Genomic DNA, 12,481 nt, shown 5'->3' with positions numbered 1-12,481 from the left:
TAATCAACGGCCTATCTCATGGCAAGGACGGCACTTTACAAAATGGCCATGGTTTGCCCCACATCACGAGATCGCCTATACTCACGCCCATGGCAATCCTCGTACACTCCTTTGGCACATTGGCAACAGAACAGTCCTTGATGACGGTTCTGTTTTCGCACGTGCTCAGATTTCTGGGCGCAGAACACGCCCTCCAGCCGGCAGCAGATTCCTAAGCCCGGCGATACTTCCTTTTTCTCATTAGCGCAATTCATCTATCGCCGGGCTTAAGCCAAGCGCGATAGCGGCCAACTCTTTCTTGAGTTTGGGCTGCGCATTGGGATTTATTTCATGCCTTCAATTATTTACGGCGAGTTAACTCTCGCCGAGCTTCCGTTCGTTCGCCTAGTGCACATGCACAGCGCGTTCTCTCTCCGTCCATATCTGGTTTCTACAGCCTATCGCTCGCTGTACTTTTCTCTTATATCGAGGTCGCCATGGAGCTGACCAAAAACTTCGTTAAACATAAGAGCCCTTGTGCCGATGGCTTTCGCTGGTTTCTGCGCAACCACCAAGAAGGGAGCGATTACCAACCGTTACTGGATGCACTGGTCAACGCCGGCAGAGTCGATGACGCATGCTGGCTGCTCACGCAATTTGGTCCCACTGATGCGGTATTAAGAGTCGATGCCATCGATGCTGAAGCAATCGTATTTGCCGGGACGCTAGAGGTACAAGGCAACATTGAAGTCGCTTCGATTGTGCGAGCTGGACGTGCGATACGCGCTGGCGGCGGGATTCGTGCAGGTCATTCCATAATCGCGGGCGAAGACATACGTGCTGCCGGCAATATACGCAGCGAAGGAACGCTGGATGCTGGCGGAGATATCAAGGTGGGCTGGGGAATTGAAGTTCAAGAGACCCTGCGCTGCGGAGGCGACTTGCGTGCCGAGTGGGAATTATTGTGCGGTGGTGGCCTGTCTGTTACGGGTAACACATTCGTGGGACAAGACCTCATGGTCAAAGGCGTATTCCGCTGCGATAAAAGTATCAGGACCGGTGGCGCGATAACGGGATTGGACTGCATCTGGGCCGGTAATGGTATCGAATCCGGCGCAGCCATTATTTGCGAAAAACATCTAGAGGCAAATTGGGGCATTAAGGCCCAAGAAGCCATCATTGCTCACGGCACGATCAAGGCAGGCGAAAGCTTGCAGGCAATGGAGGAAATACAAGCAGGTGCAGGGTACGGCATCTATGCAGGATTGGTCGTTCAGTTTGATGCGTGGGAAGCGAGTGCTCAGGTACGCGCTAAGTCAAAACCCGAACGCTTGATGAGTGGTTGGTGGGGTGGCGCTTGCTTGGCTTGATGCCATGTTGTCGTCCCTGAAAAAATCAACTTACATCATCTTGATTTGGAGATTATTTTGAATCCTGTAGCCCTACCCTTCCCTTCCCTTCTCTGGCTGGCGCGCATCATGGAATTGCGCATCGACGTACAGCTTCCGTTATCAGAACTGGAAAGAGAACTTGATGCGCTCAATCGACGCTTAAACCAGCCTGGCGATATTCTTTACGATCTTCCCTGCATAGACATCAATTTTCCCGACCTGGCCTTTCGCTATCGCGAAGCAGATGGAGAACACTATATTTATGTTGAAGATTTGAAGCGTCGCTGCCTGGCGGGTTACACCGTCTTTAATCGTTTGATCGAACTGAATCGTCGCCAAGACAAACATCTGCGCGCAACACATTCCAAATACGCGCCAGCCTATCAACGTCGCGGCATCGCAAGCGTGATCTATCGATGGTGGCTAGATGCAGGCAATTGTTTGATTAGTGGCGCACGTCAGTCCGTTGGTGCGCATGCCTTATGGCATTCACTGAACAAACATTACGATTTGATTTATGTTGATCTGCGCGATAAAACTCTGAGCTACTTAGGAAACGAAATCAGTGGCCAGATCCGCGAAGATCTTCATACCAGAATGGTGATGTTCGGAAAAAATCGAGACTTGGTCGGATTCGCTGAAGATACTGGGATGACGCTACCGTAGCGCAGAGATCGCTAGCAGATGAAACATACGTCAAAACGCCGGCAGGTATTGTTACCTGCAGGCGCTTTTCCTGAAGCTCTACTTTTTGCTTTGCTACTTAAAACATCCAACGTGCCTTCACTGAAGCAGTCTGATTCACAAAGCCATTGCGACCTTCAGCATCGTAACGCAAGGCAATCTCGCTACCGTTACCCGTCTTGCGTACCAGACCCAAACCGCCGCGAACAGTCCACGGACGCTGTTCCATACCATAGGTAGCGAACGCCGCTTGCGGCGCGCCGGCAAAGGCCGCGATGATGGAAGTATTGCCTTTCACCGCGGTATAAGCCGTACCCAAATTGGCAACGAAAGTTGTTTTCTCATTCAACTTATGCGCCAACTTGCCATCGACTGCGAGCAGTAATTCATTCGCACTGCGTCCCGCCACATTCAGGTTCAGCGCACCAGCGCCGTTTTCCTGATAAGACTGATCCTTGATCCACGTATAGTCAGCGCGTACCGATGGTGTAAAGCTGGTATTTGCATTCAACGGCAAGATGCGTCCGACGCCGACGCCGACGTGTGCAGTCAAGCTCTTGTAGCTAGCGCTGGCAGTACTACCAGTGAAGGCAATGCGACGGCTGCCTTTATTACTGTTTTGGCCAACGTCAGCCTGGAAATTGATTTCTGTATTTTCATCCAGGCTATAACTGCCGTATCCCAGCAATTGGAAAACATCGACATCCATGTGCTGTGGCGCAATGGCAGAGTTACCGTCCACCTTAGATTTGGCATACGCAAAACCGACACCGAGGCGGCTGCGTTCATTGGCTGCCATATCGGCACCTGCGACGAAGCCGGTGCTGTTTGCCTTGAAGCCGGATTGGCCATCACGGTCATCCTGCCGCGCCCATGAACCGAAAGGTTTGAACCAGACATATTTATCACCCAGCATGTCGTCGCCAGATGACAGGCCGCGATTGTTTTCAATGCGCGCCTGAACCACGCGATTGATGCTGGTGATGGAACCGGTGGCTGCTGCCATCGAACCGCCATTCAGCAATGGCAACGTTTGCGAGACTGCATCCGATACAGCCTGCTTGCTGGTCAGCCCAACGAAATGACTACCTATTGCACCACCAGGATTGGCTGTAATGACTTGATCCAATACTGTCGCAGCACCGACGGCTGGCGTGTTATTGGTTTCCTTTACGCTGCCCAGCACCGTGACCGGTGCCTTGGCCAGTGTCAGATGGATAGCATTACCGACTTTGATTGCGCCGAAATCGAACAAAATTGAATTGTCAGTGACAGCAAACGTGCCATCACTATTCAAGGTCGACGCAGTCAGGACATTCTGCAGACGATCCACGCTGAACTTGTAATCACGTGGGCTAACATCAACATCGATCTTCGCATTGCTGCCTAGGTCAGCGACACCGTTGATGTTCAGCTTGGTATAAGTCGTATCGCCACTAACACCAACACGCAACACGCCGGTATTGGTTTGTGTGTAATTGCCTTGTACCGTTGCATTCGCACCGCTCAGGCTGAGCGTGCCATCATTCCTGAAACCATTCGTCGTGCTAAGAAGCGCACCGTTGGCCAGGGTAACTGTGCCGCTGCTGCTAAGACTGGTAGTCACAAACTCGGCGTTAGTCGCCAAACCGATACTACCGGTATTGGTGGCTACACCCTGGATCGTCAACTTTGCCTTAGGGCTACCATTACTGCCGACTTGCAACACACCCGTACCGGCCTGTGTATATGTGCCATTAATCACCGCCGTCGTGCCGGCAGCCAGATTCATCGCGCCGGCATTGTTGAAACCATTGCTGCCGACGGTGATGCCGTTGGACAGAGCACCACCCGACAAACTATTCCCAGCCGTCATGGTGAACTGAGCGCCATTGGCAACTGAGAAACCCTTGACCTTGTAAGCATTGGTGTTCGAGAAATTAGCGCCTGCCGACACCGTAAAATCAGTGTTGCTCGCATCAACGTCGCCAATAAAACGAGCGTTACTGCCTTGGGCATAGATGGCAGCCAGGGATGCATTCGCGCTGACTTGTACAGCATATTTGTAGCCGATAATGGTACCGCTGTTATAGATGCCACCATCAATCTGCCCCTGACTATCAACAGTGATAGCAGTTCCAGAATTGCCATTCACAGCAATGCCGATAATACCGCTAGTATCATTGACAATATTGCCGGTGATTTTTGAACCCGCCCCCGTAACCAGGATGGCACTTCCGTAGTTAGTGAGTATCTTATTGTTGTTATAAAGCGCCGTACCATTAGTACCCGCCGTCAGGGTGGCGCCGCCTCCCAGCGCTAAGGCCGCATATTTTGACGAGATGGTGCCAGTATTGTGAATACCGTTGGTAATCGCAGAAGTAGTAGTCACTTCGATGCCTGATCCAATGCCGGTACTGATAATTGACCCACTATTAACGATGCCGCCCAGCTTGCTGCTATTACGCAGGTAAATAGCGTAAGCGTCATTCCCTTGTATCTTCCCTTCATTGAAGAGACCGCCGGTAATGTTACTGTTCATAGCTAAGGTTATGCCAGTATTCGCGCTGATCTCACTATTAACGCCCTCATTGCGCAGGCTACCATTCACTGTCCCTAGAACCGAGTAAAACCCCCAGCTGCTAACGGGACCGGTCGCATTTATCTTGCCTGTGTTGACAACGTTGTCATTGACGGTGAATTGGACCAACTGCACGCCCTGCAGACCGCCAGTGAGGGTCCCATGGTTGACGATGCCGCCAGTGCCGATGGTCGAATTATCCACATTGATCGCAGCTGAGTGAGCGACAATACTGCTGCTAGCACCGTTCAAGATGCCATTCGTGACCTTGGAAGAGTTACGGAGGTCTATGCCATTGGCGTTGGCATCAAGCGCGTTGATTTGAGCGCCATTGATGTTCTGGATAGTCTTCACGCTGGAGCCATCCAAGTACACAGAACCGGTCATCTGGGCACTGCTGCCATCATTGATAATCGCGCCAGCGATGCTGGTATTTTTCATCCGGATAACGGCTCCAGTGTTGCTGGCCGACAAGGTACCGGTATTCGTAATATTGCCAGATAAGGTGCTACCTGACGCAATGTCGATAGCGACGATGCCAGCCGCGCTCACTGTGCCATTGTTAGTGATACTGCCAACCGCACCGGACACAGAAATCGGCTTGATCGTAGTGTCGATGGCGGAAATCACAGCACCCTCTTCGATCGTCACGCTGCTGCCGTTGTTGTTCAGCACGCAATTGCTATCCGTCGCTTGAATGCCGCTGATGGAATTAGTGACCGCAGTGCACACATTGGCTGCCAAGCTTGGCCCCGCACTCAGCAAGAGCGCAGCGACTCCCAGTGTGGCTGCCGCACATGTCGTGGAAGATTTGCCACGACTAGCTGATTTCTCATGAGTGACGATAAATGCGGAGCGCGCTTTGCTCCAGACGATGCGATATGCCTTGTTCACGATAGCTTCCTTCCTGTGTGCAGCTGACGCGCACTTTGTCTTGTAAAAAACCAAGCTAGGAAGTTATCGAAAAATTGCCGTACAGAATCGAGCAAACCTGAGCAGTACCCGACAAGAACAGTCGGGATTGCCGTGCAACACCCGTCCGTTCAGGCTGTGCCGGTATTCGGCAAGCGTAAAGAGAAGGTGACTATTTTTGCAGCGATGTTGTTTTCCAGATGCACACTGCCGCCATGCATCTCGGTGATACGCTTCACCAGATACAAACCGAGCCCTGCACCCGGCTGATGTTGCGCCGCATGTCCGCGGAAGTATTTCTGGAACAGGCGAGCCACCTCTTCTTCTGGTATCGGTTCTCCATGGTTGCTGACCGCAATATGTAGCGCGCCGCCTTCATCACCGACAGCGCTGACATGAATCGCACGTCCCATCGTGGAGTGCCTATCTGCATTTGCCAGCAAATTACGTAGCGCCACTTGCAACAAACCGCGATCACAGAAAAAGGAGGATGGCAGCGCTTGCGCCGTAAGCTTGATTCGCTCTTCCGGCCACTCTGCCAGCGTCGCTTCCAGCAACTGCTGCGAGTCGCAGACAGTCGGCCGGAATGCCGTCGCACTCGCGTTCATTCGGTCAGTAGTTAAGTATTCATCGACCAGTGCTGCCATGCGACGTGCGGCGTCACGCAAGTTCTGGCAGCGCGTCAGGGTTCTCTCACGTGCCGCGTCGAGGTTCTTCGCGATTTGCTGCGCAGTTGTATTGATGATGGCCAGTGGTGTGCGGAACTCATGTGACACCATCGCGACAAAGTCCTGTTGCTCGCTCTTGATGCGTCGCTCCACTTCCAGCGCCTGCCGTAATTCCTGCTCCAGTTGCACCCGCTGTGCGATTTCCTGCTGCAGTGCTGCTGTGCGCTTGGCGACCTGATCTTCAAGACTTTCATTCAACTGCCGCACTACCCTGACGGTTTCTGCCTGTGCGTTCTCCTTGTCGCGACGCAATCCGTCGTAACGCAAGTTCAAACGCAAGCTCATCAAGATCATATGCAGCAAGGCGCCAATCGCAATCGCATGATCAGTCCCAAAATTCGTCGGCACTACAGCCATATTGCGCAGATAGCTGACGATGGCACCGGCATAAAATATTCCAAAAACCAGCAGGAAGAAACGCGCCGGCTTATGCCCATGCACCATCAGCCACAATGCGATGCTGACAAATACAACAATCAGCGACATCGCTACCTGCTGCATCAGGATGACACCACTAGAGAAGCGGCCACTCAAAATCAGCAAGGCACTCACCAAGGCAACCGCACGTGCGCCATACAGTACGAAACGACTGAAGCGCGGCCAAATCGGAGGCAGCTCCAACTGCTGCAAGGAGAACTGCACGCCCACCGCCAAGCTGGCACACATCGATAAGCCAAGCAAAGGATCCGAGATGGTGACAGGCAGATCAAATAGTTGCTGCGGCAGTGCGACCGTCATCAGCTCGGTCATGATATTCATCATCACATACAGCAGATACAAACCGCTCTGCTTTTCATGTGTCATGCGCCAGAAGAACACATGCAACACTATCAGCAAAGCAAAGCAGCCAAAGTACAAGCCATAGAAAAGATATTCGCGGCGCGAAGAATCACCGAAGGCCACGCGCGACCAGACTTCCACATTGGTCGACATCGCATTCTTGCTCTGCAAGCGCATCAGCCACACTTCTGGCCCTGTCGACTCCATATTGATCGGCAGCACCACATTACGCGTATCCAGCGGCCACGATGCACGCCCGACATCTTCACCGGCATGCTGTTCATCCCAACCATGTGCACCATTCGGCCGGTACAGACGCACATCATCGAGCAAGGCATTCGAGAAGCGCACAAACCAATCTTCCGGCGCATCGGCCTGTCGTTCTACCGTCACACGCAACCAGATAGTGTCTTTCGTGTAACCGGCGCTGAGGGCGGCTGGTATCGCTTGCCAGCGATCCGATGCCAGTGCGGCATCAGGCGTCAGCTGGGCACCGGGATCACGCAATATAGATAGATGGCCGCTCCCCAGCACTTTACGTGTGCTGGCTTGTAAGTCGAGCGTAGATTGTGCCAGGCCGGACAAAGGCAGCAGAATCGCGAACAGAAAAAGGAATGAGAATAGACGTTTCATCGGCGGCGAGAATAACATGCGCACGATAAATTCCGGATTTTTGCAAACGCTCAGAAACACTCAGATATAGCGCTCAAGGAATCGGCTATCCTTACGCGATGTACAAACTCATTTTGCTCGAAGACGAAAACGTATTACGACAGGAATTGGCCGAGTTCTTAACGGATCTCGGCTATGCAGTCGATGCGGTAAGCACGCTCGCCGAGTTTCAAAAAATCTACACACCCGCCAACCATCAAATGGCCGTACTCGATCTGACGCTACCTGATGGCGATGGCATGACGTTGATACGCCAATTGCGCCAGCAAGGCCATCGCATCGGCATCGTCGTACTCACCGCACGCGGTGCCATGCCGGACAAGATCGCCGGACTGGATGAAGGTGCCGACTACTATCTTGCTAAAACTGCAGACCTGGATGAACTGGCCGCTACGCTGGCAGCACTCAAGCGCCGTCTGGCACAACCTGAAGCCAGCGACTGCTGGGTACTGGAAGTCGGCCGTCGCCGTCTATTGCCGCCTGGGCAATCTGCGATTCCTCTCTCGCAGCAGGATGTCACCGTTTTACATACATTGATGGCAGCGCAAGGTGAAATCGTGAGCCGTCAAACTATCGTGCAAGCATTAGGGGAAGACTTCCTGCATTACGATCAGCGTCGGCTCGACACGCAAATGCGCCGCCTGCGCCGCAAAGCCGAAGAGTCGATTGGCATAGCCTTACCCGTCAATACTGCCCGCAATGCCGGCTACAGCTTTTTCGCCGAAGCAGTTATCCGAGCCTAAGAGCGTCTCACAGCGATAGAGAGTTACGCTGAAATGTGCGCTATGCCCCACCTTGTAGTCACAAAAACATCACTTATACAAAATCGCAAACTTCCCTATCGAGGTGAGTTCTGAGATAACTGACGTGAATTCAGACTTAAATCAATTTTGACAACAGACTTTTATATTTCCCATCACCCGCTTGAATTATTAAACAACCGTCCCTATACTTAGCACTCACCGGAAGAGAGTGCTAACAACTTTCCCCGACTGACCAACTTTCTAGTGCGGCATGTATGCACTGTAAAGCACGCTTTGCAGCCCATGCCGCAAATCACCATAACCTATTGAAAACTAAGGAGTTTGTATGAACCTTCGTCCTTTGCACGATCGCGTCATCGTCAAGCGCCTCGACCAGGAAACAAAAACTGCGTCCGGCCTCATCATTCCTGAAGCAGCTGCTGAAAAGCCTGATCAAGGTGAAATTCTGGCTATCGGCAACGGCAAGATCCTCGAAGACGGCAAAGTTCGCCCACTCGACGTTAAAGTCGGCGACCGCGTTCTGTTCGGCAAATATGCTGGCCAAACCGTCAAAGTTGATGGCAACGAAGTTCTCGTGATGCGCGAAGAAGACATCATGGCAATCGTACAAAAGTGATGCCGTTTTTCGAGCGCGACGGCCACGCCGCAGCGATCGAAATGGTGTCATCCCTAGTCGGGATTCAGTGATTCAGTCACTCAACGAATAATCAGGAGCAATCAACATGGCAGCTAAAGAAGTAATTTTCGGCGACGCAGCCCGTGCCAAGATGGTCGAAGGCGTCAACATTCTGGCCAACGCAGTTAAAGTAACCCTGGGCCCTAAAGGCCGTAACGTGGTTCTGGAACGCTCGTTCGGCGCACCAACCGTCACCAAGGATGGTGTTTCGGTTGCTAAAGAAATCGAACTCAAAGACAAATTGCAAAACATGGGCGCGCAGCTCGTGAAAGAAGTGGCTTCCCGCACCAGCGACAACGCAGGCGACGGCACCACTACTGCAACCGTATTGGCACAAGCGATCGTTCGCGAAGGCATGAAATACGTTGCGGCCGGCATGAACCCTATGGATCTGAAACGCGGTATCGACAAAGCTGTTGCAGCGACTGTTGAACAACTCGCGCTGATCGCAAAGCCATGCACAACAACCAAAGAAATCGCTCAAGTTGGCGCGATCTCGGCGAACTCGGACTACTCGATCGGCGAGCGTATCGCTGAAGCGATGGAAAAAGTCGGCAAGGAAGGCGTCATCACTGTTGAAGACGGCAAATCCCTGAACGACGAACTCGACATCGTTGAAGGTATGCAGTTTGACCGCGGCTACTTGTCGCCATACTTCATCAACAACCCAGAAAAGCAAACCGCTATTCTGGAAAATCCATTCATCCTGTTGTGCGACAAAAAAATCTCCAACATCCGTGACCTGCTCCCGGTATTGGAACAAGTCGCTAAAGCTGGCCGTCCACTGTTGATCATCGCAGAAGACATCGAAGGCGAAGCACTGGCAACTCTGGTTGTGAACAACATCCGCGGCATTCTGAAAACCTGCGCAGTTAAAGCGCCAGGCTTCGGTGATCGTCGTAAAGCAATGTTGGAAGACATCGCTATCTTGAGCGGCGGCCAAGTCGTTGCTGAAGAAGTTGGCCTGACACTGGAAAAAATCACGCTGGAAGAATTGGGCCAAGCTAAACGTATCGAAATCGGCAAAGAAAACACCACGCTGATCGACGGTAACGGCCAAGCTGTCACCATCGAAGCACGTGTTAAACAAATCCGCGCTCAAATCGAAGAAGCAACTTCGGACTACGACCGTGAAAAACTGCAAGAACGCGTTGCCAAATTGGCAGGCGGCGTTGCAGTCATCAAAGTCGGTGCAGCTACCGAAGTTGAAATGAAAGAGAAAAAAGCACGCGTTGAAGATGCACTGCACGCAACCCGCGCAGCTGTTGAAGAAGGTATCGTTCCAGGCGGCGGCGTTGCTCTGTTGCGCGCACGTGCCAGCATCAATGTCAAAGGCGACAACTCCGATCAAGACGCAGGTATCCGTATCGTTCTGCGCGCAATGGAAGAACCACTGCGCATGATCGTACAAAACGCCGGCGAAGAAGCATCGGTTGTTGTAGCTAAAGTATTGGAAGGCAAAGGTAACTTCGGTTACAACGCTGCTAACGGTACCTACGGCGACATGGTTGAAATGGGCGTGCTGGATCCAGCTAAAGTGACACGTTCGGCATTGCAAAATGCTGCATCGATCGCTGCTCTGTTGTTGACTACCGATTGCATGGTTGCTGAAGTTACTGAAGACAAACCAGCTGGCGGTATGGGCGACATGGGCGGTATGGGCGGCATGGGTGGTATGGGCGGCATGATGTAATTGCTGTTCCGCTTTCGACATCACGCAAGTGGTGTCGAAGCTCCCATGTGCTTTATCCGCACATCAAAAAGCCTGCAAGGTTCGCGCCTTGCAGGCTTTTTGTTTGGCACAAACAAATGCATGTAACGCAAGAGCCTGCTTCAATATGCTCTTTAAAACACAGCCCTATCTATTCTTCGAACATCCCTGACTCTTGCGGGAACTAAGAACAAGCAAACTTGCTCCAAAACCGACAAACAAAAATTTAACAAGAAATTAAGAAAAATTTCGCACAATGTTTGCATCGGCGGGTGTAGTCTACAAATCATCAAGTCACAATCAGCTCACAGCATTCTGCTGATGCAGTCCGTTTCTCCATGCGCGCGTCCCTAATAAGAATCATTGTAATTACTGATCGATAGCACCGTAGCACTAGCGTTATTTCCCAAGAAATACGACCAAGGCGAGGGCATCATGACGGCAAGAAACAGACTGTTGTTTGCAGCAGCAATCACTCTGTGCAGTGGCGCATTACACAATGCCAACGCACAAAATAGTGTCACCATCTACGGCATAGTCGACGTCGCCACGGTCTATAGCAGTAATCAGGGTGGTGCATCCAATACTTATATGCGTAGCGGCAATCTTGCCGGTAGTCGTATCGGTTTCAAGGGAGTGGAAGATCTGGGCGGCGGGACGAGCGCCATCTTTCTTCTTGAAAACGGTTTTAACGTTGATACCGGCGAATTAAGCTCCACCAGTTCCTTCTTTAATCGACAAGCCTATGTCGGTTTATCCAATAAACACTACGGCACGCTCACGGCTGGTCGCCAATACACGCCGTACTATCTGTTCGTCGCACCGATCGGCCCTACTACTGCATTGACTGGCGCGACCGGCGCACATCCAGGTGATATCGACGGCTTGGATACAACCATACGCAGCAATAATTCTGTGACTTATACATCACCGGTCTTCAACGGCTTGCAGTTCAGCGGCTTGGTAGGTTTCGGTGAAACAGCAGGCAATATGTCTGCCGGCAGAACACTCAGCGCAGCCGTCAAGTATGACTACAACGCCTGGAATTTTGCACTGGGTTATCAACGTCTGAACAATGGCACGACACCCGGCAACTGGAACTCCAGCGCATCCGCCAGCTTCGCTACGTCTGCTATTAATAATGGTTACCTGTCTGCCGATTCAGCACAATTTCTTGCCGCCGCCGCACGCTATACGATAGGCAAACTGGTATTGGGTGTGAATGCATCGAACGTCGAATACCGACCTAACAGCGGCTCATTATTCATAAACAAAGCGACCTTCAATACTCTGGGCGTGCTCTCGACGTATCAACTGACACCTGCCGTGTTCGTCAGCGCCGGTTACAGCTATACGAAAGAGAAAGCAGCCAACGGCATCACCGATCCAGCCAAATACCACCAAATATCACTGGAACAGACCTACTCATTCTCTCCACGCACTGCGATTTATTTTCTAGAGGCTTACCAGATCGCCAAAGGTCAAACCTTGGGCCTGGGTGGAATCGGCATGCCTGTCAGAGCCGTTGCCGTTGTTGGCGATTCACAAAACGGAACGCCGTCGGATGGCGCCAATCAAGCCGTCTTCATGGTCGGCATACGTCATTCGTTCTGACAAACGCAAT

At 52.0% G+C, this 12,481-nt stretch carries 9 protein-coding genes; 7 read left to right on the top strand and 2 right to left on the bottom strand.

The annotated features are described in order from the left end of the window. The first annotated feature begins 89 nt into the window (after positions 1-89). The 3 genes from BQ6873_RS18385 (at position 90) to BQ6873_RS16130 (ending at position 2,036) form a co-directional block, all read left to right on the top strand. Positions 90-215 (top strand): hypothetical protein, encoded by a 126-nt coding sequence (locus BQ6873_RS18385; protein ID WP_269457248.1) that lies wholly within the window; start codon positions 90-92, stop codon positions 213-215. 261 nt (positions 216-476) lie between these two features. After that, complete coding sequence (locus tag BQ6873_RS16135) at positions 477-1,349, top strand: hypothetical protein (RefSeq protein WP_076593576.1); 873 nt, start codon at positions 477-479, stop codon at positions 1,347-1,349. 108 nt (positions 1,350-1,457) lie between these two features. Next, positions 1,458-2,036 carry an N-acetyltransferase gene (locus BQ6873_RS16130; RefSeq protein WP_076593575.1) on the top strand — a complete coding sequence of 193 codons (579 nt, stop codon included), beginning with the start codon at positions 1,458-1,460 and terminating at the stop codon, positions 2,034-2,036. A gap of 97 nt (positions 2,037-2,133) precedes the next feature. Here BQ6873_RS16130 and BQ6873_RS16125 read toward each other — a convergent pair whose 3' ends face one another. Together BQ6873_RS16125 and BQ6873_RS16120 are read right to left on the bottom strand one after the other, a co-directional pair. After that, positions 2,134-5,508, bottom strand: a complete 3,375-nt coding sequence (locus tag BQ6873_RS16125) for an autotransporter domain-containing protein (protein ID WP_076593574.1) — start codon at positions 5,506-5,508, stop codon at positions 2,134-2,136. Between the two features lie 149 nt (positions 5,509-5,657). Next, positions 5,658-7,685: a sensor histidine kinase gene (locus BQ6873_RS16120; RefSeq protein ID WP_231949454.1), complete on the bottom strand. Its 2,028-nt coding sequence runs from the start codon at positions 7,683-7,685 to the stop codon at positions 5,658-5,660. An 80-nt stretch (positions 7,686-7,765) separates the two neighbouring features. On the opposite strand from BQ6873_RS16120, the gene BQ6873_RS16115 reads away from it, so the two are divergent. The 4 genes from BQ6873_RS16115 (at position 7,766) to BQ6873_RS16100 (ending at position 12,471) form a co-directional block, all read left to right on the top strand. Beyond that, positions 7,766-8,449 carry a response regulator transcription factor gene (locus tag BQ6873_RS16115; protein WP_076593573.1) on the top strand — a complete coding sequence of 228 codons (684 nt, stop codon included), beginning with the start codon at positions 7,766-7,768 and terminating at the stop codon, positions 8,447-8,449. 346 nt (positions 8,450-8,795) lie between these two features. Then, complete coding sequence (gene groES / locus BQ6873_RS16110) at positions 8,796-9,086, top strand: co-chaperone GroES (protein ID WP_012080503.1); 291 nt, start codon at positions 8,796-8,798, stop codon at positions 9,084-9,086. A 106-nt stretch (positions 9,087-9,192) separates the two neighbouring features. After that, on the top strand, positions 9,193-10,839 hold the full coding sequence (groL, locus tag BQ6873_RS16105) for a chaperonin GroEL (RefSeq protein ID WP_076593572.1): 1,647 nt from the start codon (positions 9,193-9,195) through the stop codon (positions 10,837-10,839). A 453-nt stretch (positions 10,840-11,292) separates the two neighbouring features. Beyond that, a complete protein-coding gene (locus tag BQ6873_RS16100) occupies positions 11,293-12,471 on the top strand; it encodes a porin (RefSeq protein ID WP_076593571.1) in 1,179 nt (392 codons plus the stop codon). Positions 12,472-12,481: the final 10 nt, after the last annotated feature.

This window comes from Herminiimonas arsenitoxidans (genome assembly GCF_900130075.1).
In the GTDB taxonomy this organism is placed as follows: Bacteria; Pseudomonadota; Gammaproteobacteria; order Burkholderiales; family Burkholderiaceae_D; genus Oxalicibacterium; species Oxalicibacterium arsenitoxidans.
The sequence above is the reverse complement of the archived record's forward strand: the minus strand, read 5'-3'. Positions and strand labels throughout refer to the sequence as shown.